This is a genomic window from Pseudomonas sp. Ors-4-3C, from assembly GCF_055755035.1.
Genome location: NZ_CM146900.1, coordinates 105,500 through 130,099, shown reverse-complemented (window position 1 = coordinate 130,099; position 24,600 = coordinate 105,500). Strand labels below are relative to the sequence as shown.

At 61.2% G+C, this 24,600-nt stretch carries 18 protein-coding genes and 1 tRNA gene; 3 read left to right on the top strand and 16 right to left on the bottom strand.

Going from position 1 to position 24,600, the window contains the following annotated elements; all coding sequences use genetic code 11:
• Positions 1–97: 97 nt before the first annotated feature.
• The 4 genes from ACVHNU_RS00555 to ptsP all read right to left on the bottom strand — a co-directional run bounded on the left by ACVHNU_RS00555 (position 98) and on the right by ptsP (position 7,366).
• On the bottom strand, positions 98–1,639 hold the full coding sequence (locus ACVHNU_RS00555) for an alkaline phosphatase D family protein (protein ID WP_262143692.1): 1,542 nt from the start codon (positions 1,637–1,639) through the stop codon (positions 98–100).
• A gap of 170 nt (positions 1,640–1,809) precedes the next feature.
• Positions 1,810–3,552: a PTS fructose-like transporter subunit IIB gene (locus ACVHNU_RS00550; RefSeq protein WP_473018791.1), complete on the bottom strand. Its 1,743-nt coding sequence runs from the start codon at positions 3,550–3,552 to the stop codon at positions 1,810–1,812.
• 11 nt (positions 3,553–3,563) lie between these two features.
• Positions 3,564–4,505 (bottom strand): 1-phosphofructokinase, encoded by a 942-nt coding sequence (gene pfkB / locus ACVHNU_RS00545; protein ID WP_473018790.1) that lies wholly within the window; start codon positions 4,503–4,505, stop codon positions 3,564–3,566.
• On the bottom strand, positions 4,505–7,366 hold the full coding sequence (gene ptsP, locus ACVHNU_RS00540) for a phosphoenolpyruvate--protein phosphotransferase (RefSeq protein WP_473018789.1): 2,862 nt from the start codon (positions 7,364–7,366) through the stop codon (positions 4,505–4,507). Before ptsP ends, pfkB begins: the two co-directional genes overlap by 1 nt.
• 306 nt (positions 7,367–7,672) lie before the next feature.
• On the opposite strand from ptsP, the gene cra reads away from it, so the two are divergent.
• Together cra and ACVHNU_RS00530 are read left to right on the top strand one after the other, a co-directional pair.
• The gene (cra, locus tag ACVHNU_RS00535) at positions 7,673–8,668 is read left to right on the top strand and encodes a catabolite repressor/activator (protein WP_400498354.1); all 996 of its coding nucleotides are present in this window, start codon (positions 7,673–7,675) and stop codon (positions 8,666–8,668) included.
• Positions 8,669–8,671: 3 nt separating this feature from the next.
• The gene (locus ACVHNU_RS00530) at positions 8,672–9,448 is read left to right on the top strand and encodes a TatD family hydrolase (protein ID WP_473018788.1); all 777 of its coding nucleotides are present in this window, start codon (positions 8,672–8,674) and stop codon (positions 9,446–9,448) included.
• Here ACVHNU_RS00530 and ACVHNU_RS00525 read toward each other — a convergent pair whose 3' ends face one another.
• From ACVHNU_RS00525 to ACVHNU_RS00505, 5 genes are all read right to left on the bottom strand, one after another.
• A complete protein-coding gene (locus ACVHNU_RS00525; protein WP_473018787.1) occupies positions 9,449–9,838 on the bottom strand; it encodes a hypothetical protein in 390 nt (129 codons plus the stop codon). It abuts the gene before it with no gap.
• A 158-nt stretch (positions 9,839–9,996) separates the two neighbouring features.
• The gene (locus tag ACVHNU_RS00520) at positions 9,997–10,701 is read right to left on the bottom strand and encodes a methyl-accepting chemotaxis protein (protein WP_445261634.1); all 705 of its coding nucleotides are present in this window, start codon (positions 10,699–10,701) and stop codon (positions 9,997–9,999) included.
• A gap of 1,614 nt (positions 10,702–12,315) precedes the next feature.
• The gene (gene ampE, locus ACVHNU_RS00515) at positions 12,316–13,155 is read right to left on the bottom strand and encodes a regulatory signaling modulator protein AmpE (protein ID WP_103486509.1); all 840 of its coding nucleotides are present in this window, start codon (positions 13,153–13,155) and stop codon (positions 12,316–12,318) included.
• Entirely contained in the window at positions 13,152–13,712 is a 561-nt protein-coding gene (ampD, locus tag ACVHNU_RS00510) for a 1,6-anhydro-N-acetylmuramyl-L-alanine amidase AmpD (RefSeq protein ID WP_262143699.1), read from the bottom strand. Before ampD ends, ampE begins: the two co-directional genes overlap by 4 nt.
• A 64-nt stretch (positions 13,713–13,776) precedes the next feature.
• Positions 13,777–15,963 (bottom strand): DUF1631 domain-containing protein, encoded by a 2,187-nt coding sequence (locus ACVHNU_RS00505; RefSeq protein ID WP_473018786.1) that lies wholly within the window; start codon positions 15,961–15,963, stop codon positions 13,777–13,779.
• Positions 15,964–16,256: 293 nt separating this feature from the next.
• On the opposite strand from ACVHNU_RS00505, the gene nadC reads away from it, so the two are divergent.
• Positions 16,257–17,105, top strand: coding sequence for a carboxylating nicotinate-nucleotide diphosphorylase (gene nadC, locus ACVHNU_RS00500; protein WP_003221558.1), 849 nt, complete (start codon positions 16,257–16,259; stop codon positions 17,103–17,105).
• A gap of 51 nt (positions 17,106–17,156) precedes the next feature.
• Here nadC and ACVHNU_RS00495 read toward each other — a convergent pair whose 3' ends face one another.
• The 7 genes from ACVHNU_RS00495 to infB all read right to left on the bottom strand — a co-directional run bounded on the left by ACVHNU_RS00495 (position 17,157) and on the right by infB (position 24,579).
• Positions 17,157–17,456, bottom strand: coding sequence for a DUF6388 family protein (locus ACVHNU_RS00495; RefSeq protein ID WP_003221556.1), 300 nt, complete (start codon positions 17,454–17,456; stop codon positions 17,157–17,159).
• Positions 17,457–17,681: 225 nt separating this feature from the next.
• Positions 17,682–17,757, bottom strand: a tRNA-Thr gene (locus ACVHNU_RS00490).
• A gap of 137 nt (positions 17,758–17,894) precedes the next feature.
• The gene (pnp, locus tag ACVHNU_RS00485) at positions 17,895–20,000 is read right to left on the bottom strand and encodes a polyribonucleotide nucleotidyltransferase (protein WP_473018785.1); all 2,106 of its coding nucleotides are present in this window, start codon (positions 19,998–20,000) and stop codon (positions 17,895–17,897) included.
• Between the two features lie 193 nt (positions 20,001–20,193).
• Positions 20,194–20,463 carry a 30S ribosomal protein S15 gene (rpsO, locus tag ACVHNU_RS00480; protein ID WP_003221553.1) on the bottom strand — a complete coding sequence of 90 codons (270 nt, stop codon included), beginning with the start codon at positions 20,461–20,463 and terminating at the stop codon, positions 20,194–20,196.
• A 115-nt stretch (positions 20,464–20,578) separates the two neighbouring features.
• Positions 20,579–21,496 (bottom strand): tRNA pseudouridine(55) synthase TruB, encoded by a 918-nt coding sequence (gene truB / locus ACVHNU_RS00475; protein ID WP_024011571.1) that lies wholly within the window; start codon positions 21,494–21,496, stop codon positions 20,579–20,581.
• A gap of 4 nt (positions 21,497–21,500) precedes the next feature.
• A complete protein-coding gene (gene rbfA / locus ACVHNU_RS00470) occupies positions 21,501–21,899 on the bottom strand; it encodes a 30S ribosome-binding factor RbfA (RefSeq protein ID WP_003221549.1) in 399 nt (132 codons plus the stop codon).
• Between the two features lie 160 nt (positions 21,900–22,059).
• Positions 22,060–24,579, bottom strand: coding sequence for a translation initiation factor IF-2 (infB, locus tag ACVHNU_RS00465; RefSeq protein ID WP_003221547.1), 2,520 nt, complete (start codon positions 24,577–24,579; stop codon positions 22,060–22,062).
• Positions 24,580–24,600: the final 21 nt, after the last annotated feature.

Here is a 24,600-nt window from a genome sequence, read left to right as displayed (position 1 = left end):
GAGCGGGCTTGCTCGCGAAGGCACCGTGCCAGTCGATATCGACTTCGCTGACACACCGTCTTCGCGAGCAAGCCCGCTCCCACAGGTTCCGCAGCGTCTAGACGGGTTGCAACTTCTGCTCAAACACCGCCACCCCATTCAAATCCCGCAACACCACACTCATCTCCCCGCTCTGCCCTTCGATATTCACCTCGCCAAAGAACTGAAACCCGGCAAATGGTGAAGCGTTCTGCGTCGGCGGTGCCTTCTGGAATACCACTTCCGGGCCGAAGGTCTTGTCCAGCGGATTAGGCCCGAAGCTCCCGGCATTCAGCGGCCCGGCGACAAACTCCCAGAACGGCTCGAAATCCTGAAACGCCGCACGGTCAGGGTGGTAGTGATGCGCCGCGCAGTAATGCACGTCCGCGGTCAGAAACACGAAATTGCGTACCTGTTGCGCGCGCAGGAAACCCAGCAACTCAGCGACTTCCAGCTCCCGCCCCTGAGCCGGGCCGGGATCACCGTTGGCCACGGCCTCCCAGCGCGCCACGCCCGGGCTGACTTCACCGTCGGGCACACCGAGGCCGATCGGCATGTCGGCGGCAATCACCTTCCACTGCGCCTTGGAGTGCTTCAAGCCGCGCTTGAGCCAGTCCAGTTGTTCGCGCCCGAGGAACGGCTTGGCCGCGCCGAGGTTGTCGTCGTTGGCCCCGCGATAACTGCGCATGTCGAGCACGAACACGTCGAGCATCGGCCCGTAGCTGAGCTTGCGATAGATCCGTCCGCCGCCATCGGCCGCCTGCAAACGCATCGGCGAATATTCCAGCCAGGCCTTGCGCGCGCGGCCGACCAGGGTGTGGATATCTTTCTCTTGGTAACGCTCGTCGAGCTGCTTGCCCGGCGACCAATTATTGACCACTTCGTGGTCGTCCCACTGCCAGATCTGCGGGACTTCGGCGTTGAAGCGGCGGATGTTTTCGTCCATCAGGTTGTAGCGGTAGTTGCCGCGATAATCGTCGAGGGTCTGCGCGACTTTGCTCTTGGCTTCGGTGGTGAGGTTGCGCCAGATCCGCCCGCCTTCGGTGGTCAGTTGCGCCGGCACCGGGCCGTCGGCGTAGATGGTGTCGCCGCTGTGGATAAAGAAGTCCGGCAAGCGCAGACGCATGGATTCGTAGATGCGCATGCCGCCGATGTCCGGGTTGATGCCGAAGCCTTGGCCGACGGTGTCACCGCTCCACACAAAACGAATATTGCGCCGCGCCGTCGGTGCGCTGCGCAGGTGGCCGAGCCACGGCTCGCTGGCGACGCCAGTTTGTGCGTCCTTGAAATACACCCGATAGAAAATCGCCTGATCGGCAGGCAGCCCGGTGAGTTCGACACGGGCGGTGAAGTCGGTGCGCGCATCGGCCAGTGCCGAGACTACACGGCGCGGGTGGCGAAACTGGCTGCGAGTGTCCCACTCGACCACCATCCGCGCCGGGCGGTCGCTGCGGCTCCAGATCATCGCGCGGTCGCCTTGCAGGTCGCCGGACTGCACGCCGTCGGTGAGTTGCGGCCGATCCTTGACCGACGCGATCACTGCCGGCGCCAGCCCGGGCATCAGCAGCCCGGCGCCGACCACTTGCATGACCCGACGGCGCCCGAGGTTGAAATCGCTCATGCTGTTCTCCCTGAAAAAAGGAAAACTTAAGCACGCGATGATGAATCCGGCATGACAACACATCCCCTGTGGGAGCGGGCTTGCTCGCGAAAGCGGTGTGTCAGTTAAAGAAATATCGACTGACATGACGCCTTCGCGAGCAAGCCCGCTCCCACAGGGGTGTTGCAGTGTCAGACGTTGACGGGTTCGACCGCCAGTTCCGCGGCTTCCGGACGCTTGACCGTTGCGTAAACCACCGCCGTCAACAAACTCCCCGCGACAATCGCCAGCAGATACAGCAACGCATGATTGATCGCATTCGGGATCGCCAGCACAAACAAGCCACCGTGCGGCGCCATCAGTTTGCAGCCGAAGTACATCGACAACGCGCCAGTCAACGCACCACCGGCGATGCTTGCCGGAATCACTCGCAGCGGGTCTTTCGCGGCAAACGGAATCGCCCCTTCGGAGATCAAGCACAGCCCCAGCACCAGCGCCGCTTTACCGGCCTCGCGCTCGGTCTGGGCGAACTTGCGGCGGGCGATGAAGGTGGCGATGCCCAGCCCGATTGGCGGCACCATGCCGGCGGCCATGGTCGCGGCCATCGGTGCATAACTCTGCGACGCCAGCAGCCCCACCGAGAACGCATACGCGGCTTTGTTGATCGGTCCGCCGAGGTCGACGCACATCATGCCGCCGAGCAATACACCGAGCAGGATCGCGTTGGTGGTGCCCATGCTGTCGAGGAAATGCGTCAGCGCCGCAAGCATGCCGGCAACCGGTTTACCGACCACGTAGATCATCACCAGCCCGGTGAACAGGCTGGCGAACAACGGAATGATCAGAATCGGTTTCAACGCTTCCAGACTCTGCGGCAACGCCACGTAGCGACTGATGGCCTTGGCCGCATAACCGGCGATAAACCCGGCGACGATCCCGCCGATGAACCCCGCCCCAAGCGTACTGGCGAGCAAACCACCGATCATCCCCGGCGCCAGGCCCGGGCGGTCGGCGATCGAATAGGCGATGTAACCGGCGAGCAGCGGCACCATCAGCTTGAACGCAGTCTCGCCACCGATCTGCATCAGCGCCGCCGCCAGCGTGCCCTCTTCCTTGAACGCGGTGATGCCGAACACGAACGACAAGGCGATCATCAGACCACCGGCCACCACCATCGGCAGCATGAACGACACGCCCGTCAGCAGGTGTTTGTAGACCCCGGTTTTCTCTTGCTTGGCCGGCGCGTTGCCGTCACTCGCGGCGCTCTCCACCTGAGCTTCGGCGAGGGCTTTTTTCAGGGTCGCTTCGGATTGCTTCAAAGCAATCCCGGTGCCACAGCGATAGATTTTCTTGCCGGCAAAACGCTCGGTGGCGACTTCGATGTCCGCCGCCAGCAACACCACGTCAGCCTCGGCAATCGCCGTCGCGCTGAGCGGGGTTTTCGCGCCGACCGAACCCTGGGTTTCGACGTGCAATTCATAGCCCAGACGCTTGGCCGTTTGCTGCAACGCTTCGGCAGCCATGAAGGTGTGGGCGACGCCGGTCGGGCACGCGGTGATGGCGACGATGCGCGGCGCACGTGGCGCACGTGGCGCTGCGGCAACCGGGGCGGCATCGCTGGCGACGTAGACTTCAGCCTCCTCAGCCCCTCGACGCAACACCGCTTCGACATCCTGCAGCGCTTGCGCCGGAGCGATGCGGAACACGCGCTTGCCGATAAAACGGCGCATGTCGATGTCACCGGTGACCACCAGCAACACCCACTCCGCCGCCGCAATAGTGGCGGCCGACAATTCGCGCTCCGGGTGCGCCGCATCGACCACTTCAACGCTGGTGCTCCAGCCCTGACGCTGGGCCGCTGCATCGAGCAGGCGGGCGCACAGCACACTGGTGACCATGCCGTTCGGGCAGGCCGTGACAATGGCTAATTTCATGACAAACCCTCTTATTGTTCTGTCAGGGGACGCACGCGTACACCCTGTTCGAGCTGCGCCAGTTGCGCCGCATCGTTGATGCCGAAACCGATCTGCGTCACCGCCATCGCGGCAATCGCCGTGGCCGTGCGCAGGGTCTGCTCGGGAGTATCGGCACTGAGCAGACCGTGCAGCATGCCGGCCAGCAACGAGTCACCGGCACCCACCGTACTGGCGACCGTGACCTTCGGCGGCGTGGCATGCAGCGCCGAGCCGACGCTGAACCAGTTCACCCCGTCGACACCGTGGGAGATCACCACATGCTCGATACCTTTGGCGTGCAGGCACGCCGCAGCCTGTGCCTCGGCGGCGTGCGAGACCACATCGCAATCGAGCGCATCGGCGAGTTCTTCGGTGTTCGGCTTGATCAGCCACGGGCGCGCTTCAATCGCCGCGCGCAAGGCTTCGCCGCTGCTGTCGAGGGCGACTTTCAGACCGAGACCGTTCAGACGTTCGATCAGTTCGCGCAACCACTGCGCGCTGACGCCGCGCGGCAGACTGCCAGCGACCACCACCGCGTCATGCCCCGGGGCGATCTGCAGCAGACGCTCGAGCAACGCCTGCTGCGCCGCCGCGTCGACCACCGGCCCCGGGCCGTTGATGTCGGTGATGCGCCCGTCGTGCTCGGCGACCTTGATGTTGCTGCGCGTCTCCCCCGGCACGCGGATGAACGCATCGACAAATCCGCGCTTGGCGAACAAAGTCTCGAAGGCTTGCAGATTGTCTTCGCCGAGAAAGCCGCTGACCGTCAGTTGATGCCCGAGGTCTGCGAGGACCTGAGCGACGTTCACGCCTTTGCCGGCGGCGTGGGTGTGCATCTCGTCGCTGCGGTTGACCTGACCGGCCTCCAGGCGTGACAACTCGACCGTGAGGTCCAGCGCCGGGTTAAGGGTCAGGGTGAGAATCTTGGCCATTACAGGGCCTCCACTAATGCACGCACTTCGTTCGCGCTGCCCACGGTGAGGGCTTGTTGAGCAAGGGTTTGTGCCTGGGTCAGGCTGAGTTCGCGGATGCGCGCCTTGACCTCGGCGATGCTGCGCCCGGACACGCTCAGTTCATCGACGCCGAGGCCGACCAGCACCGGCACCGCCAGCGGATCCGCCGCCAGTTCGCCGCACACGCCGACCCATTTGCCATGGGCATGCGCGGCGCGCACGGTGATGTCGATCAACTGCAGCACCGCTGGGTGCAATCCATCGGCCTGAGCTGAAAGCGTCGGGTGACCCCGGTCGATGGCCAGGGTGTATTGCGTCAGGTCGTTGGTGCCGACACTGAAGAAGTCGACTTCCTTCGCCAGCACCGGCGCCAGCAATGCGGCGGACGGTACTTCAATCATGATCCCCAGTTGCAAGTCAGCGACCGGGATTTCCAGGCGCAGGCGCTCGGTCATGTCGCGGGCTTGGCGCCACTCTTCAACGCTGCCGACCATCGGGAACATGATCCGCAACGGCCGGTTGTCCGCCGAACGCAGCAAGGCGCGCAATTGCGCTTCCATGACTTGCGGACGCTGCAACGTCAGGCGAATGCCACGCACGCCGAGGAACGGGTTTTCTTCCTTGGCGATCGGCCAATACGGCAGCGGTTTGTCGCCGCCGACATCAAGGGTGCGCACCACCAATGGCCGCCCGGCGAGGCCGTCGAGAACGCGACGGTATTCCGCTTCCTGAGTGGCTTCGTCCGGCGCCTGCGGGTGGGCCATGAAAATCAGTTCGGTGCGCAGCAGACCAATACCTTCGGCGCCCTGCTCGACCGCAGCGGTAACGCCGGCGCTTTCACCGATGTTGGCGAACACTTCCACGGCGTGACCGTCAGTGGTGTGCGCCGGTTGATGGCGTTGTTCGGCGGCGGCCTTGAGACGTTGTTCGCGGGTATCGCGTTCTTCGGCGGCGCGTTGCAGGGTCGCGGCATCCGCGTCGACATGCAGGCGACCGCGCTGGCCATCAAGCAGCAACGGTGTGCCCGGTGCCAGCAGCAGCACCGCTGCGCCCGCACCGACTAGCGCCGGAATTCCGAGAGCACGGGCGACGATTGCACTGTGCGCGGTGGCGCCGCCGCGCGCGGTGAGAATCCCTGCAACTCGGGCCGGATCGAGCCGCGCCACGTCGGATGGGCCGACTTCGTCCATCACCAGAATGTACGGCTGCTCCGGCTCGTTCGGCGTCTGCACACCGCAGAGTTGCGCCAGCACCCGACGACCGATGTCACGCAGATCCGCCGCCCGCTCGGCGAGCAACGCGTCCTGCAGCGATTCCTGTTGTTTGGCCGCCGCTTCAATCACCGCCATCCACGCTGCTTCAGCGCTTTCGCCTTGTTTGAGGCGGGTGTCGACTTCGTCGGTCAGTTCCGGGTCGTCGAGCATTTCCTGGTGGGTGATAAAGATCTCGCGGATGGCCTTGGCTTTGCTGCGTTCGATCAGGCCCTGGATGTCTCTGCGCACATCGCTCAGCGCTTGCTTGAGACGCTCGCGCTCGATGGCCGCGGACTCGCCGCGCAACGGGTAATCGATAGCCTGCTGCACCTGAATGTGCGCCGGGCCGATGGCGATGCCCGGGGCGGCAGGGATCGCCTGCAACTGCGCGCCGGACGCCGGGGCGACCAGCACTTCGGCGATATCGGCGATGACTTCGCGTTGCTGACTCACGGCCGGCAGCGGTTCGACTTCTTCACCGAGGCCTTCTTCGATAGCGGCCAGCAGCGCCGGCAGGGCATCGGCGGCGATGCTCGGTTCGGCGATCAACTCCAGCACCTGTCCACGACGGGCGCCGAGACTCAGCAGCTTGCTCAGGCTTTTTACCGACACGGCGCTGTCCGCGCTGTCGACGATGCGCACGCGGATTTCACCGTCGAAACTCTTCGCCAGTTGCGCAAGAATCTTCGCCGGACGTGCATGCAAACCGTGGGCGTTGGCCAGAGCGATACGGGCGCTTGGCCAATCGGCGGGCAGTTCGCCGCCGAGCACTTCGAGGACTTTGCGGCTGCTGGTGGCGCGGCCCAATTCATGACCGCGTCCTTCGATGAGCAGCGCACACAGACGTTCGAGCAGCGCCTGATGCGCCTCACCCAGACTGGCCAGACAAAACAGACCGCTGAGCGGCTGGCCGAGGTAACGCATCGGTTTGTCCGGGGTGACGAAGGCCAGGCCCGGACGCTTCACGGTCTGCTCGCTGTGCAGCCACCACAGGCCATCGCCGAGCGGCAGCGCCTCGACTTGTTGCAACACGCCGGCAAAACCGTTGCTCACACAATCGGCCTGCCGCAACAGACGCGCGCCACGCCAGACCAGTTCTTCGAAATCGTCAGCCGACACGCCGAGGCCGATCATCTGCGCATCCAGCGCCAGTTCCTGTGGCGCGCCTTGGAGCAGTTTCAGCAGCGCTTCCGGCGAGCTGGCGCGACGCAGGGCCTGACCCAGATCGGTCTCGCCGAGGGCGCGGGTCAGCAGTTGCAGCAGGCGCAGGTGTTCGTCGGATTTGGCCGCGATGCCGATCGCCAGATAAACGATCTGGCCATCGCCCCAATCCACGCCCTCGGGAAACTGCATCAGCCGCACGCCGGTGGCGAATACCTGATCGCGGGTCTCCGGGGTGCCGTGGGGGATGGCAATACCCTGGCCGAGAAAGGTCGAGCCCTGGGCTTCCCGGGCCTGCAATCCAGCGAGGTAGCCATCGGCGACCAGGCCATCGGCCACCAGATGATGGGCAAGCAATTGCAGGGCGGCGGGTTTATCCACAGCCGATTGGCCCATGGATATCTGCTCTATAGTGAGCTCGAGCATGCGATCTCCTTTTTGGCACATGGATGCGCCAGGATATTGTTTTGAATGGTCACAGCTTAGGCGCTGGTCAGCCTGCTTTTCAGCGGCAGTTTTGGCGGTTTCACGGCAGAACCGGCCAAAAGCGTCTAAAACGTAGAAAATACGCCTGCTGAAACGTTTAATCTAGATTGATCGGCACGTTACTCGATAATGTCTCATCCTTGAAGTCCAACTTGTCGGATGCGCTGCGACAATAGTCGTCTGCCCGAATCGGGTAGGATTGGCGAAAATGTTGCGGCAAGCTCGAAAAAACAAGGAAATCCCGGGTTGAAACTCAGTGATATCGCGCGGTTGGCCGGAGTGTCCGTGACCACCGCCAGCTACGTCATCAACGGCAAGGCCGAACAGCAACGCATCAGCAGCGCCACGGTCGAGCGCGTGCGTGCGGTCGTCGAAGAGCACGGCTTCACCCCCAACCCACAAGCGGCCGGGCTGCGCAGTCGGCACACGCGCACGTTGGGCTTTATTCTGCCGGATCTGGAAAACCCCAGTTACGCGCGGATCGCCAAACTGCTGGAGCAAGGTGCGCGGGCGCGTGGCTATCAGTTGCTGATCGCCAGCTCCGACGATGCGCCGGACAGCGAGCGCCAGTTGCTGCAACTGTTCCGCGCCCGCCGCTGCGATGCGCTGATCGTCGCCAGTTGCCTGCCGGCCGGTGACGACAGCTATCGCCAGTTGCAGGCCAAGGGCTTGCCGATCATCGCCATCGACCGGGTCATGGAACCCGAGCACTTCTGCTCGGTGATCAGTGACGACCGCGAAGCCAGCCTGCACCTGACCCAGAGCCTGCTCGATCCGCAACCAAAACAGATCGTGCTGCTCGGTGCGCGTCCGGAGCTGAGCATCAGCCAGGAACGTGCGGCCGGCTTCAAGCAGGCCTTGGTCGACTTCAAAGGCGAAGTGCTGATCGAGCACGCCGAGTCCTTCAGCCGTGAATGCGGCAAGCAATTGATGGAAGAACTCCTGCAACGTCTGGGGCATTTGCCGGATGCGCTGGTGACCACGTCCTACGTGCTGTTGCAGGGCGTGTTCGATGCGCTGCATGACTTCCCGCTCAAATCCCGCCCGCTGCGCCTGGGCACCTTCGGTGATACGCAGTTGCTGGACTTCCTGCCGCTGCCGGTCAACGCCATGGCCCAGCAGCACCAGTTGATCGCCGACAAGGCGCTGGAACTGGCGCTGGCCGCCGTCGAGCAATCGGAATACAAGCCTGGCGTGCAGGCCATCGCCCGTACCTTCAAGCAGCGTATTCACCGGGACTGAGCCGTGCAGCTGATCGACAGCCACACCCACCTCGACTTCCCCGACTTCGACGCCGATCGCTCGGCGTTGCTCGCCGAAAGCCGCGCCCTCGGGGTGCGGCGGATGGTAGTGCTGGGGGTTTATCAGGGCAATTGGCAACGGGTGTGGGATCTGGTGCAGAGCGATGCCGACCTGTACGCGGCATTCGGTCTGCATCCGGTGTATCTCGATCAGCATCAACCCGAAGATTTACGCACGCTCGGTGACTGGCTGACGCGGCTGCGCGGCCATCGACAACTGTGTGCGGTGGGCGAGATCGGTCTGGATTACTTCATCGAAACCCTCGACCGTGAACGCCAGCAGACGCTGTTCGAGGCGCAGCTGCAACTGGCAGCGGACTTCGAACTGCCGGCGCTGATCCACGTGCGCCGCAGCCACGCAGCCGTAATCGCCACGCTCAAACGGTTCAAGCTTAAACGCGCCGGGATCATCCACGCCTTCGCCGGCAGCCGTGAAGAAGCTCGGGAATACATCAAACTCGGTTTCAAACTGGGTCTGGGCGGCGCGCCGACCTGGCCGCAGGCGTTGCGCATGCATCGGGTCCTGGCGGATCTGCCGCTGGAGTCGATCGTGCTGGAAACCGACTCCCCGGACATGGCGCCGGCGATGTTTCCCGGAGTACGCAATACCCCCGCGCACTTGCCGGCGATCTGTGCGGCGCTCGCCGAGTTGATGAATATCAGTTCAGAACAACTGGCTGCCGCCAGCACCGTCAACAGCTGCGAAGTGTTCGGTTGGTAATCAGTCGCCGTGGGCCTTGGCCGCCTCGAGGATCAGGGTCATGCGCTGGCGATGATGAACAAAACGCAGCAGCGCGAAGTACACAAAAAGCACGATCAGCGATGCATTCAACTGTTCCGTCACGTTGAGCAGCCCGATCCATTCCATGACCAACGCCACCAGCAGCGCGGTGCACACCGTGACTGACGCGCTGAAGCGCAGCAATCCGAGAGAGTCGAGAGATTTGAAGCGTTTGATCTGCACCGGACAGCGCAACTCCAGGGTTTTCTGGCAGTGATTGCAGGTAAACAGTTCATTGATTGCGATGGCATTGAGTTGCCAGGGTTTAAGCACCTGCGTGGTCTGGCAATGAGCACAACGGCCCTGAACTCCCAGGGTTACAACGGACATTCGCGGCCTCCTCAGCGCAACTAACTGATCAGGGATACTGGCTCAATAATGACGAAAAGCCAGTCGCCGGAAGAAAACAGGAATTGGCTTACAAGCGTAAGCATCAAAGCATTACAAAATGTTCTGACATTACCGCCCTCGTAGGCATTCGCGCTCGATCAGACGCGGAACGCGCTGATCAGCTGTTTCAGTTCCACCACCTGCGCTGACAACGCTCGGCTGGCGTCTTCGGTCTGGTGCGCCCCCTGGGCCGTGCGCTCACCGGCGCGATTGATCTCGACGATGTTCTGGTCGATGTCATGGGCCACCGCAGTCTGTTGCTCCACCGCGGCGGCGATCTGCTGGTTCTGATCGACGATCATGCCGACCGCCCCGAGGATGTTTTCCAGCGCCTGCTGGACCTTTTCCGACTGCCCGACCGTGCCATTGGCCATCTGATGGCTAACGCCCATGGCCTTCACCGCAGCGCCCACGCCGCCATGCAGCTTGCTGATCATCTGCTCGATTTCTTCGGTCGATTGCTGGGTGCGTTTGGCCAACGTTCGCACTTCGTCCGCAACCACCGCGAAGCCACGGCCCTGCTCTCCGGCGCGGGCCGCTTCGATGGCGGCGTTGAGTGCCAGCAGATTGGTCTGTTCGGCGATGCTCTTGATTACTTCCAGGACGCGACTGATCGACTGGCTGTCGCTGGCTAGCTGGTTGATCACCAGCACCGATTGATCGATCTCGCTGGCCAGCGCGGCAATGCTGCCCTGCTGCGACGCTACCAGTGTGCGACCGCTGACGGTTTCGTCGTTGACGCTGTGCGCGCTGCTCACCGCTGCCGCCGCGCTGCGTGCAACTTCCAGCGAGGTCGCCGACATCTGGTTCATTGCGGTCGCCACTTGCTCGATCTGCGTGCGCTGCCCGGCCACCGCCTGATTGCTTTGCGCAGACACGTTTTCCACCTGTCCGGCCTGACGCTCGACCTCTGCCACGGTGTGCCCGACCCGCTCGATCAGGTCGTGGATCTTCCTCACGGTGCCGTTGAACACCTCACCCAACTCGCCCAGTTCATCACGGCTGTTGGCCTTGAAATTGACCGTCATGTCACCGGCCGCGACCTTGTCCATCATCGCGCCCAGGCGCTTGAGCGTGGTGCGGGTCGAGGCGTAGAACCCGCCGTAGAGATAGAAAATCAGCACGAACACCACCGACAGCGCCACCGCCTGCAACACCATGTGCGTGCGATTTTGCGCCAGCCGTTGCTGCAATTGCGTATCGAGGAATTTCAGGGTCGCTTCGTTGAGCTGGTAGGTCTGGTTCATCAGCCCGGTGACTTGGTCATAAAACGTCAGCCAAGGCGTATCAAGGGTCTCGGCCACCACGACTTTCGCTTCAAACAGCTCGCTGGCCTGCTTGAGCGAGGTTTTGCTGCTGTCGGCCGGTGCGCTGAGGCTGGCGCGCGCGGCTTTGCTGGAGTCGAGGGCATCGGCCAGTTTCAGCGCGTATTCGGCCTGGAGCTTTTCGATCTGCGCCAGCAACTCGTCGAAACGGGCGCTCGACGAACTGTTGAGAAAGCCCTGCCCCAACGAATACGAACCGATGGCCCGGCCTTCGCCCAAGGTCTGGGTCACGGCCGGGGTGATGTTGGTGAGCAACTCGCTGAGCTGGCGGATGTCGCTCTGGTTGTCGCGGCTCAGACCGGCCTGACTGGCGATGATCTGGCTGAAAATCTGCGCGTTGCCGAGCAGCTTGCCGATCATTGCGCTTTTGCTTTGCAGGGAGCTTTCCGCCTGTTGAGCCTTGAACGCGCTGATCATTTCATCGCGTTTGCCGTCGAACACCTTGATCTGCTCAGGATCGTCAGTCATCGCCTGCAGACCTTGCAGGCGCGCCAGCACGGTTTGCTCCAGGCTGCCGATCTGCGACTCGAGGTTGTCGGCTTTGCCGGACTGACCGAGGGTGACGTTGATCTGCACCAGATTGTTCAGGGTTTCCAGATCCCGGCGCAGGGTCAGGCTGCTGCCCAGCAGGTCGAGGCTCTGCAATTCGACCCGGGTGCCCTGGAATTCGCGAAAGGAATCGCGCACCAGATAGAAATTGGTCACCAGCATCGGCACCAGGAACAGCACGCTGATCAGACTGAACTTCATGCCGAAGCTCAGGCGATTCATCAACGAGACGGCGGGATAGAGCAAGCTCTTCACTGGAAGTCTCCCTTGGCTTTTCTTGTTTTTATTGGCAGGCGCGGGGCGAAAGCAGATAGCCACTATCGGGCGCTGTCTCTGTATAGCTCAAATCGGGGGGAGGTTTTGTAACTTAAGGTTAACGACTATCTGGGGCAGATCGCTCACCCTGTGGCGAGGGAGCTTGCTCCCGCTCGGCTGCGCAGCAGACGCAAATCGCTTGGACGCGTTGTTTATGATGAACAGCGAGGGCGGCTTCGCCACCCAGCGGGAGCAAGCTCCCTCGCCACAATTAACTTTACCGAGGGCTCAGTGAATCAACACTGTCCACAAGGCAAATCCGGCATACCACAACACCGCCGCGCGCAGCAGCAGTTCCCACAGGCAATCGAGGGTGTTGATGCCTTCCGGCCCGACCACCGGCGGCGGGATCTCGCCGGCTGCGAGCCCGACCTTGTTGATCAATTGCGCGGCGCTGATGTTCCAGTTCAGCAGTTCGTGCAACATCACCCGGCTGACCGCAACAAAGTTGCCGACCAGAGCAAAACTGGCGGCGAGCAAGCGCACCGGCACCCAGTCGAAGGCATGACGTAACTGGCCGGCACGTTCGGCGAGGGCCGGGTTCTGGCTGTTTTCTTCAGCCAATGCGAGCAAGCGATAAGCCAGCGCCGCCACCGGACCGAGCACGAAGTACCAAAAAATCACCGCGAAGAAACTTTGATACGCCTGCCACAACAGATGGCCCTGTACCTGATCCAGCAATTGCTCACCGCTGTCGGCACAGATATCCAGATCACGCTTGGCCACATGCGCGGCGGCTTGCAGGTCTTCGCGACGCCAGGCGTCACGAAACGGCCCGAGGCCGCCGAGCAGATCACCGCGCCCCAGCGCGTAAATCACCACCAGCAAATGCACCGGCAGCGCCAGCAAGCCGTAAGCGACGGGTTCCAGTACCACCAGCAACAAGGCAAGCAGCGCCACCGGCAGCAACACCAGAATTGTCAGCACCAGCCATGGCCGCTTGGCCAGGCGCTCACTGGCTTCGAGTTTGTGCAGTTCGCGGATCCATCCGCCATCGCGTTGAACCCGATGGCGCAGGGCCGAGAATTTCTCGATCCAGACCGCCAGCAGTAACACCAGAAAACTCATTGTCCTTCCTCTTGTGCCAGGGCTGCGCGGTAACGCGCCCAGTCGAATGCCGGGCCAGGATCGGTCTTGCGCCCGGGTGCGATGTCGCTGTGCCCGCAGATACGGGCGCCGGTGATAGCCGGAAATGCTCTTTGCAGCTGACGCGTCAGCGTGATCAACGCCTGATACTGCGCGTCGGTAAAGGGCAGATCATCGGTGCCTTCGAGTTCGATGCCCACGGAAAAATCGTTACAGGTTTCACGGCCTTCGAACATCGACACGCCAGCATGCCACGCCCGTTCAAGACAGGAGACAAACTGGGTGACGGTGCCGTCACGTTCAATCAGAAAATGCGCCGAGACGCGCAGGTCAGCAATCCCTGCAAAATAGGGATGCTCGGTGACATCCAGACGATTCTGGAAAAATTCCTGCACCTTGCCGGTGGCGAACTGCGCTGGCGGCAGGCTGATGTTGTGAATGACCAACAGAGAAATTTCGCCCGCAGGGCGTTCATTGAAGTTGGGCGATGGGCAGACCTGCACCCCGTGACACCACCCGCTAGCGGGATCCAACTGCATACCGATTCCTTCAACGCCGACTGTGTTGGCGCCCAGTATGCCGTGATCGGCCCCCGGCGCGCGATCACTTGCCGCGATTGAGTCGCCGCAGATTGCCGAGCACCGACTCCAGCGCCCGATCGAACAGCAAGGTGTCATCCAGCGCCCGCACCGCGCCACGGCGAAACTCAAGGGCCAGATCGACGCGGCTGCGCTCCAGCACTTTCATCCCGGTACGGTCGACAAACACGTATTTGCCGGTGGCTTCGATGATCGCTGCCAGCTTGCAGCGCAGGCTGTGCTCGTCGTCTTCCTGGAACGCGACCCAGTTGCCCAAGCGCAGTTGCTCCACCTGACGCAGCCCGGGGTCGTCATGCGCAAGGCCGCTGGCGTTCAGGCCGACCGCGCCCTCATCGGCGCTGCGCAGGGTAATGTGCTGCGACACTTCAACCAGCGCCGGCGCATCCGCCGGCGGCTGCTCGGTTGCAGGTTCAAGCACCCGCACATGCAGCGCTTCCAGCTCGCTGAAAAATTCGCTGGTGGCGAACGGATCAAACGCCGAGCTGCTCAGGCCGTCACGCAGTGATTTGAGCAAACCGGGCACCAGCGCCAACAATTGCAGACCGGCGTCCGCTTCGTCGTGACGCTGCACGCTCCAGATCAATTGCTCCATGGTCTGCACATCGGCCTGCCACTCAGCCGAGTGATCGCCATGCTTGAGACAGGTCAGCAGCAGCACCTTGCTCCAGGCGTCGCGCACAAACGTCACCACCGACGGCGGCAGGACTTTACCCAGCAGCGCCAGGTTCAACGCCTGCTCGACCCGTTGCCGCGCCAGTTCGGTTTTCGCCCGGCCCTCTTCGGCATCGCGCAAACGCTGCTCCAGCAACTCGCTGCGCCGCCGCTCATCGCTGGTGAAGGCGAGGAAATCGGCGAGCAACTCGGAGAAAATCGCCGGATCGTCGACGAAGTCACTCAGCAGGCGCTGCACCACTTGTTCGATGCGCAGATACAGGCTGTCGCGGGCCTCGCCATTGCAGTCGCCCCACCCCATGGCGGCATCGGCGATTTCGTTGAGCAGGCGCCGCGCCGGATGACTGCTGCGGCTGAAGAAGCTTTTGTCGAGTACCGCCACCTTGAGCATCGGGATCTGCAAACGCGCGATCAGCGCCTTGAGCGAATCCGGCAGGTTACGGTCTTCAAGGATGCATTCGAAGACCATGGCGATCAGGTTGATCACATCTTCATCGGCGCCGTCGACGATGCGCGATTTGCCGCTCCTGACACTGACCCGCGTCAGCAGCTGTTCAAGCTGATTGCGCAGATCGAAATCGTCTTGCGCCGCCAGCGCCGGGACGTATTGCTGCAAGTGCGAAAGCAGGCGCAGCAGATCGCGGGTGGTAATCGGTTGCGCGGCAGCACTCGGCTCCAGGGTAGGCGCGACGCTGCCGCGCACATGTAAAAGTAACTCCTGCAACGCCGCAAAGACTTCCTGCACGCCTTCGTCGGCGGGCTCGGGTTCGGCACCTTCTTCATTGTTGATACTGGCCGTCGCGCGCTCGATTGCGCGCCGCGCCGGTGCTGGCTTCAACTCAGGCAAGACGCCGGTGGCAATCAGCAATTGATTGGCTTCAGCGTACAGTTGCTCGGTATCGGCCAGCACGTAGCGCTCGAAAAGTTTGAGCAGGATCAGTTTGACCTTGATCTCCACGCCCAGGTTACGTCCGGCCTGCAGGAAAAACTCGCAGAGCATCGCCGGGCCGAGCGGGTTGTGCTGGTTGTCGAAATCCTTGCCCAGCAACACGTTGAGCCGCGCGGTCAGTTGATCGAGGGCAAAGCCGTCACGCTTGAGCACGCGGCCGACCATGGTCTCGACCGCCACACTGCGCTCCATGTCATCGGTACGCGGTGCCGAATCCTCGAACATCAGCGTGCCGGGCAATGTGGGTGGTGCGGCGTCGTATTGAATCAGCGCGACAAAGGCTTCGAAGAATTGCTCGAGAAAACCGCGCTCGATGTTTTTGCGCTTGAGGCGCAGGTCGCGCATGGCTTCGAAAAAGATGTTCTGTTCGACATCGTTGCGCGCCCGGTCGGCCATCTCGAACAGGGTGTCGTCGGCGTTATCGAACAACTCCTGCAAACCATGGCGCAGTTGCTGGGCCGCCTTGTCGCGGACCTGAAGCAGAATCACAGGCAGGCGGGCGAGCGGCGAATGATTCGCCTGATCGGTAGCAGCCTTGTGCAAAGGCACTACATTCCCGTCGTTGCGCATCCAAGCCTCCTGAAACGGTGATTCCACTGGTCAGTCAAAACGCAATGCCCGGTGGGAGCGAGCTGCACGTCAAAGCTATGACGTCAAATGCAAGGCGGATTATCTTGCAAAACTTGTCCCCGGCGCTATAGCCGTCAGGGTTTCCCCTATGCCTGCAACACCTTTCAGTGACCACGGAAATCTGGCTTTGCTCAAAGAAAATCGACCAGATGCAGTCAGGCACGCGAGTTCTCGCCTTGGGTTGGCTCTCGCCATGCCCCTATAATCGGCGCACTTAGTCTGTGGAGCCCGTTATGCCGAATCTACGTCTCGCCGATTTGACCGCCGAAATCGAAGCCAACGTGCGCCGTGCGTTGCTCGAAGATGTCGGCAGCGGCGACATCACCGCGCAACTGATCCCGGCCGAACGTCTGGCCAAAGCCACCATCATCACTCGCGACGAAGCAGTTATCTGCGGTACGGCGTGGGTCGATACGGTGTTTCGCCAGCTCGATCCGCGGGTCGCGGTGCATTGGCAGGTGCGGGACGGCGAACGGGTCAAACCCAATCAGCCGCTGTTTCATCTGGAAGGCCCGGCCCGTTCGTTGCTGACGGGTGAGCGCAGTGCGCTGAACTTCCTGCAACTGCTGTCCGGCGTGGCCACGCGTGCGCAGTACCTGGCGGACTTCGTGGCGCAGACCCAGGTCAAGCTGCTGGATACCCGCAAGACCCTGCCAGGCCTGCGTCTGGCGCAGAAATACGCCGTGACCTGCGGCGGTTGCCACAACCACCGCATCGGCCTCTACGACGCGTTCCTGATCAAGGAAAACCACATCGCCGCCAGCGGCGGCATCGCGCAGGCCATCGCCGCCGCGCACAAGATCGCGCCGGGCAAACCGGTGGAGGTCGAAGTAGAGAGCCTGGAGGAGCTGAAGGAAGCGCTGGCAGCCGGCGCCGATATCATAATGCTCGATGAACTGAGCCTGGACGACATGCGCGAAGCCGTACGCCTGAACGGCGGCAAGGCCAAACTGGAAGCCAGCGGCGGCATCAACGAAAGCACGCTGCTGCCGATCGCCGAAACCGGCGTGGATTACATCTCGATCGGGGCGATGACCAAGGACGTGAAGGCAGTGGACCTGTCGATGCGTCTGAGCCTCTGAGGCCGTCGCGCAATAAAAAACGCCAGCCTGGTTGAGGCTGGCGTTTTTGTTTCAGACCACCAGATTGTTCATCTCGCAGTACTCGTCCCACTCGACGCCCAACACTTCGGCCGCCTCCTTGTGCAGCTCCAGACGCTTGGCCTCGAACTCTTCAGGGGTGCTGGTGTACTTGAGCGTCAACTCCCACGGCTGCAAACCCTGAGCTTCGGCTTCGTCTTCGAATGCCCACTGGATCTGGTCTTTCTGATCATCAGGACTCAGGTCCTTGATCTCTTCTTTCAGATCCGGCACGTCCAGAATGTATTTTTCCAGCGCTTGTTCGTGACGTTGCTCTTGAGTTAATTCGGTCATGGCGTTCTCGCTGATCGTAAGAATGGAGGATGGATCTGGATCATCAAGGATCTCTCTGACGCGGATTGTCCGGCCTTCGGAACCATTCGGGATCATCTGAAAACTGCTGGGCGATGCTCATGCAGGCATCGAATATAGGACGTTTGCATGACGAATTACACGGCTCTTTACATCTCTCCCACAAAAACTTTGACCTGGAAGACATAAACCGGGGGACTGAGGGGATGGTGCCCGAGACAGGAATCGAACCTGCGACCTTCGCGTTACGAGTGCGCTGCTCTACCGGCTGAGCTACACGGGCGGTGGGCTAAACCTAGCACCGGTCTCGGGTTGCGGCAAATTTGGCGTTGTCTCTACTGATATCATTTGTGGCAGACAAAAAAATGCCCCGCCGTTTTCACGGCGGGGCATTTTTATTGCGCTAAAGCTGTGGGGCGATTAAACGCCCGAAGCCTTGGCTGCTACCACGTCTTTGATGGACAGCTTGATACGGCCGCGGTTGTCCACGTCCAGTACCAGCACTTCCACTTCCTGGCCTTCTTTCAGGATGTCGGTGACTTTCTCTACGCGAGCGTCGCTCAGCATCGAGATGTGCACCAGACCGTCCTTGCCCGGCAGGATGTTGACGAATGCGCCGAAGTCGACGATGCGCTCAACCTTGCCGACGTAGATCTTGCCGATTTCAGCTTCTGCAGTGATGCTCAGAACGCGCTGACGAGCAGCTTCTGCGGCATCCTTGGTTTCGCCGAAGATCTTGATCGAACCGTCGTCTTCGATGTCGATCGAAGCCTTGGTTTCTTCGCAGATCGCACGGATGGTCGCGCCACCTTTACCGATAACGTCACGGATCTTGTCGGTGTCGATCTTCATCGCGATCATGGTCGGAGCGTTGGCCGACAGTTCGGTACGCGACTGGCCAATGATCTGGTTCATCTGGCCGAGGATGTTCAGGCGCGCTTCCAGGGCTTGGCCCAGAGCGATTTCCATGATCTCTTCGGTGATGCCCTTGATCTTGATGTCCATCTGCAGCGCAGTAACGCCTTTGGCGGTACCGGCTACTTTGAAGTCCATGTCGCCCAGGTGGTCTTCGTCACCCAGGATGTCGGTCAGGACGGCGAACTTCTCGCCTTCTTTAACCAGACCCATGGCGATACCGGCAACCGGCGCCTTCATTGGAACACCAGCGTCCATCAGGGCCAGGGAAGCGCCGCAAACGGAAGCCATCGAGCTCGAACCGTTGGATTCGGTGATTTCCGAAACCACACGGATGGTGTACGGGAACACGTCAGCGGCCGGCAGCATAGCCGAAACCGAACGACGGGCCAGACGGCCGTGACCGATTTCACGACGACCAGCGCCACCCATGCGACCACACTCGCCCACCGAGAACGGAGGGAAGTTGTAGTGCAGCATGAACGGGTCTTTTTTCTCGCCTTCCAGGGTGTCCAGCAGCTGTGCGTCACGGGCAGTACCCAGCGTCGCGACTACCAGAGCCTGGGTTTCGCCACGGGTGAACAGCGCCGAACCGTGAGTCTTCGGCAGAACGCCGACTTCGATGTTCAGCGGACGTACGGTGCGGGTGTCGCGACCGTCGATACGTGGCTTGCCGTTAACGATGTTTTCGCGAACGGTGCGGTATTCGATTTCGCCGAAAGCCGCTTTGACGTCAGCAGCCGAAGGCTGGCCTTCTTCGCCGGACAGCTTGGCAACGACCTGGTCTTTCAGCTCGCCCAGACGGGCGTAGCGGTCAGCCTTGACGGTGATGGTGTAAGCCTGGGAGATCGCTTCGCCGAACTCGGCACGGATCGCGCCCAGCAGTTCGGTGGCTTCTGGCGCCGGAGCCCAGGTCCAGGTTGGCTTGGCAGCTTCAGCGGCCAGTTCTTTGACGGCGTTGATCACCACCTGGAACTCGTCGTGAGCGAACAGTACCGCGCCCAGCATCTGGTCTTCGGTCAGCTCTTTGGCTTCCGATTCAACCATCAGCACGGCGTCCGCGGTACCGGCAACGACCATGTCCAGGCTCGAAGCAGCTTGCTGCTCGTAGGTCGGGTTCAGCAGGTAGCCGGTGCTTTCGTGGAACGCTACGCGAGCGGCGCCGATCGGGCCGTCGAACGGAATGCCCGAGATGGCCAGGGCAGCCGAGGTACCGATCATCGCAGCGATGTCCGGATCGGTCTTCTTGCTGGTGGAAACGACGGTGCAGACAACCTGCACTTCGTTCATGAAGCCTTCTGGGAACAGCGGACGGATCGGACGGTCGATCAGTCGGGAAGTCAGGGTTTCTTTCTCGGAAGGACGGCCTTCACGCTTGAAGAAACCGCCAGGGATCTTACCGGCAGCGTAAGTCTTTTCCTGGTAGTGAACGGACAGAGGGAAGAAGCCCTTGCCTGGATCGGCTTGCTTGGCACCGACTACGGTCACCAATACGCTGACGTCGTCGTCAACGGTGACCAATACTGCGCCGGAGGCCTGACGGGCGATACGGCCAGTCTCGAGGGTAACGGTCGACTGACCGAACTGGAATTTTTTGATTACCGGGTTCACGGTGTCCTACCTTCTTTGTGGCTCTTGGGGGAACTGGTTTCTTGCGAAATTCTTGGGCAATGTCGGGAATCGGCCCGCTGACTGTCCGGGTAAAACGGTAGTGCAGATAAAACTTGAGGCTGGGAGCCTGCCAGCCACCAGCGGAAAACCGCTGATGCCTGACAGACAACCAACCTCATAGCGCAATCGCTGATTAGCGACGCAGACCCAGGCGGCCGATCAGAGCGCTGTAACGGCTCAGATCTTTGCCTTTCAGGTAGTCCAGCAGCTTGCGACGCTGGTTTACCATGCGGATCAGACCACGACGGGAGTGGTGGTCTTTACCGTTGGCCTTGAAGTGACCTTGCAGTTTGTTGATGTTGGCGGTCAGCAGTGCAACTTGCACTTCTGGCGAACCAGTATCACCAACAGCTTGCTGGTAGTCGGCAACGATTTGAGCTTTTTCTTGAACGTCGAGAGCCATGAGGCAATCCTTTTATCAGGAAACTGTTTCAAAAACAGTTTCAACAGGCCAGGGACAAATCCCTGTATCTATAAATGAGTAGTGACCGTGCCTGTTAACAGCCACACTCGTTCGGTCATTCTGACCGAATCAGTCGACGCGGCGCGATGCGCCCGTCTTCGCTCACTTCACCGATACCGATGAAGCGACCATTGTGATCCTGTACCCGTACCATGCCGAACTTCGGAGCATCCGGGGCGCGTACCGGCTGGCCGTTGAGCCAGTAGAACGCACTCGCTTCGGAGAAGTGCAGCAGCGGCCAATCCTGCAGGCCGCTGTCCGATGGCATCAGGAAGCGGTCGACCGCTTCGTTGCCGCCTTCGGCATGTACCGCTTCCAGCTCTTCGAGGGTTACGGTCTGCGCCAGGGTGAAAGGCCCGGCCTGGGTACGACGCAGTTCAGCGACGTACGCACCACAACCGAGTTGCTCACCGATATCCTCCACCAGGGTGCGGATATAGGTGCCCTTGCTGCAATCCACCGCAAGACGCGCAGTATCGCCTTCGAAGGCCAGCAATTCCAAGCGCGCAATAGTAACAGAACGCGGTTCGCGCTCCACTACTTCGCCTGCACGGGCCAGCTTGTACAGCGGCTGACCGTCACGCTTGAGTGCCGAGTACATCGGCGGTATCTGACTGATTTGCCCACGAAATTTCGGCAGAACCGCTTCGACATCGGCGCGACCAACGGTCACCGGACGCTCCTGCAAAACCTCACCCTCGGCGTCCGCCGTGGTGGTGGTCTTGCCCAGTTGCGCCAGGGTCTCGTAACCCTTGTCGGAATCGAGCAGGTATTGCGAAAACTTCGTTGCCTCGCCAAAGCACAGCGGCAAGACACCGGTGGCCAGCGGGTCGAGACTGCCGGTGTGACCGGCCTTCTCGGCGTTGAGCAACCAGCGAACCTTCTGCAACGCGGCGTTGGAGGTGAACCCCAGCGGCTTGTCGAGCAGGATGATACCGCTGACGTTACGACGGATACGTTTGACCTGAGCCACCGAATTACTCCTTGGTGTCTTCAGGTGCAGCGGCCAGGTGCTGATTGTCCTCAGCCACGGCGCGCTCGATCAGGGCCGACAGATGCGCGCCACGCACGACGCTTTCGTCGTAGTGGAAGTGCAATTGCGGCACGCTGCGCAGCTTCATTTCACGGGCCAGCTGCATGCGCAGGAAACCTGCAGCAGCGTTGAGCACCTTGATGCTTTGCGCGATGTCTTCGGCGTTGTCCTGCCCCATCACGGTGATGAAGATCTTCGCGTGACCGACGTCACGGCTGACTTCCACAGCGGTAATGGTGACCAGGCCGACGCGCGGGTCTTTGACTTCACGACGGATCAGTTGGGCCAGCTCACGCTGCATCTGATCGCCGATACGTTGGGTACGGCTGTATTCTTTTGCCATGATTTTGTTACCTGTTACTGCCCCGCGGTGAAACCCGCAAGGTCTGAAAGCGGCAAACGCCCGGCCTGACAAAAGCCAGACCGGGCGTTGCGTTTAGAGTCCTGACGCCGTGGCGCGCATCTGCATGCGGCGGCTCGGCGAGGCCCTTGAAGTGCGCGAGTCAGAGGCTGCGAGCAACCTGAACCTTCTCGAAGACTTCGATCTTGTCACCGACTTTGACGTCGTTGTAGCTCTTCACGCCGATACCGCATTCCATGCCGGCACGTACTTCGGAAGCGTCATCCTTGAAGCGGCGCAGGGATTCCAGCTCGCCTTCGAAGATAACGATGTCTTCACGCAGTACACGGATCGGACGGTTACGGTGCACAACACCTTCGATCACCATGCAACCGGCGATCGCGCCAAACTTCGGCGAACGGAACACGTCGCGCACTTCGGCCACGCCCAGGATGTTCTCGCGAACATCGCTGCCGAGCATGCCAGTCAGGGCTTTCTTGACGTCTTCGATGATGTCGTAGATCACGTTGTAGTAACGCATGTCCAGACCTTCCTGCTCGACGATCTTCCGTGCGCCAGCATCGGCACGCACGTTGAAGCCGAACAGTACAGCGTTGGAAGCCAGTGCCAGGTTGGCGTCGGATTCGGTGATACCACCGACACCGCCACCGACTACGCGCACTTGCACTTCGTCGTTGCCCAGGCCGTTCAGAGCGCCCTGCAAAGCTTCCAGCGAACCACGGACGTCGGATTTGAGGACGATGTTGAGCGTCTTCTTCTCTTCCTGACCCATGTTTTCGAAGATGTTTTCCAGCTTGCCGGCGTGAGCGCGAGCCAGTTTGACTTCGCGGAACTTGCCTTGACGGAACAGAGCCACTTCACGGGCTTTCTTCTCGTCGGCAACCACGCTCATCTCGTCGCCAGCGTCTGGTGTACCGTCAAGACCCAGGATCTCGACCGGAATGGCCGGACCTGCTTCCTTGATCGGCTTGCCGTTCTCGTCGAGCATGGCGCGCACGCGGCCATAGTTCGAGCCGACCAGCACCATGTCGCCTTGACGCAGCGTACCGTCCTGAACCAGCACGGTGGCCACCGGGCCACGGCCCTTGTCCAGACGCGATTCAACGACAACACCACGGCCAGGAGCCGATGGAGTGGCGGTCAGTTCGAGAACTTCGGCCTGCAGCAGAACGGCTTCGAGCAGTTCGTCAACGCCGGTACCCATTTTCGCCGAAACCGGTACGAATGGAGTGTCGCCGCCCCACTCTTCGGAAGTCACGCCGTGAACCGAAAGTTCGCTGCGGATGCGATCGAGGTCAGCACCAGGCTTGTCGATCTTGTTCACCGCAACCACCAGAGGAACGCCAGCCGCCTGAGCGTGCTGAACAGCCTCGATGGTTTGCGGCATCACGCCGTCGTCCGCCGCCACCACCAGGATCACGATGTCGGTCGCCTTGGCACCACGGGCACGCATTGCGGTAAACGCAGCGTGACCCGGGGTGTCGAGGAACGTCACCATGCCACGGTCGGTTTCAACGTGGTATGCACCGATGTGCTGGGTAATGCCGCCGGCTTCGCCCGCTGCAACCTTGGCACGACGGATGTAGTCGAGCAGGGAAGTCTTACCGTGGTCAACGTGGCCCATTACGGTCACGACCGGTGCACGGGAAACTGCCTCACCTTCAAACTTCAGGGACTCGGCCAGGGAATCTTCCAGGGCGGTGTCGCTGACCAGGGTCACTTTGTGGCCCAGCTCTTCAGCAACCAGTTGAGCAGTTTCCTGATCGAGTACCTGGTTGATGGTCGCTGGAGTGCCCAGTTTGAACATGAACTTGATGATTTCAGCAGCCTTGACCGACATCTGCTGGGCGAGATCGCCAACAGTGATGGTCTCGCCGATCTTCACTTCACGCACGACAGGACCGGTAGGGTTCTGGAAACCGTGAGCGTTGCGTTTCTTCAGCTTGGCCTTGCCGCGACCACCACGACGGAAGCCATCGCTTTCTTCGTCGGTAGTGCGTGGTGCCACACGTGGAGCCGGCGCCTTTTCTTTGACCGATGCGCGATGCGGAGCGTTTTTGCGCTCGCCATCGCCACCACCGCCGCGACGATTGTTATCGTCGGCACGTGGCTTGTCCGGACGACGCTGTTCGTCACGCTTGCGAGTGTCGGCAGCTGGCGCAGCAGCAACCGGCGCGGCTTCGCGCACGGGTTCGGCTACTGGCGCAGGTGCAGCAACAGCTTCGGCAGACGCGGACGGCGCAGCAGCAGGCTGGCGACGCGCTTCTTCTTCAGCGCGCTGCTTGGCTTCTTCTTCAGCCTTCTGACGGGCAGCATTTTCTACTGCGCGACGCTCATCCAGTTCACGCTTGCGCTCGGCTTCGATTTCTTCCGGGCTACGCTGTACGAAAACTTTCTTCTTGCGAACTTCTACGCTGATGCTCTTGCTACCAGCCACACGCAGGGTGCTGGTGGTTTTACGCTGCAGCGTGATCTTGCGTGGTTCTTCCACTTTCGCCTTGTGACTGCTCTTCAAGTGAGTCAGCAGGGATTGCTTCTCACTGTCAGTCACATGTTCTTCGGCGGCGGTGTGCGGCAGACCTGCCTCACGCATCTGCTGCAACAGGCGCTCTACCGGTGTTTTGACCTCATCGGCCAGTTGTTTCACCGTGACTTGCGTCATGCACTTCTCTCCTCAGGCCGC

Bases quoted from the DNA above. Each gene is read 5' to 3' on its own strand.
- ACVHNU_RS00555 (WP_262143692.1), bottom strand. From the start codon at position 1,639: ATGAGCGATTTCAACCTCGGGCGCCGTCGGGTCATGCAAGTGGTCGGC.
- ACVHNU_RS00550 (WP_473018791.1), bottom strand. From the start codon at position 3,552: ATGAAATTAGCCATTGTCACGGCCTGCCCGAACGGCATGGTCACCAGT.
- pfkB (WP_473018790.1), bottom strand. From the start codon at position 4,505: ATGGCCAAGATTCTCACCCTGACCCTTAACCCGGCGCTGGACCTCACG.
- ptsP (WP_473018789.1), bottom strand. From the start codon at position 7,366: ATGCTCGAGCTCACTATAGAGCAGATATCCATGGGCCAATCGGCTGTG.
- ACVHNU_RS00525 (WP_473018787.1), bottom strand. From the start codon at position 9,838: ATGTCCGTTGTAACCCTGGGAGTTCAGGGCCGTTGTGCTCATTGCCAG.
- ACVHNU_RS00520 (WP_445261634.1), bottom strand. From the start codon at position 10,701: ATGTCGGCGACCTCGCTGGAAGTTGCACGCAGCGCGGCGGCAGCGGTG.
- ampE (WP_103486509.1), bottom strand. From the start codon at position 13,155: ATGAGTTTTCTGGTGTTACTGCTGGCGGTCTGGATCGAGAAATTCTCG.
- ampD (WP_262143699.1), bottom strand. From the start codon at position 13,712: ATGCAGTTGGATCCCGCTAGCGGGTGGTGTCACGGGGTGCAGGTCTGC.
- ACVHNU_RS00505 (WP_473018786.1), bottom strand. From the start codon at position 15,963: ATGCGCAACGACGGGAATGTAGTGCCTTTGCACAAGGCTGCTACCGAT.
- nadC (WP_003221558.1), top strand. From the start codon at position 16,257: ATGCCGAATCTACGTCTCGCCGATTTGACCGCCGAAATCGAAGCCAAC.
- ACVHNU_RS00495 (WP_003221556.1), bottom strand. From the start codon at position 17,456: ATGACCGAATTAACTCAAGAGCAACGTCACGAACAAGCGCTGGAAAAA.
- rpsO (WP_003221553.1), bottom strand. From the start codon at position 20,463: ATGGCTCTCGACGTTCAAGAAAAAGCTCAAATCGTTGCCGACTACCAG.
- rbfA (WP_003221549.1), bottom strand. From the start codon at position 21,899: ATGGCAAAAGAATACAGCCGTACCCAACGTATCGGCGATCAGATGCAG.
- infB (WP_003221547.1), bottom strand. From the start codon at position 24,579: ATGACGCAAGTCACGGTGAAACAACTGGCCGATGAGGTCAAAACACCG.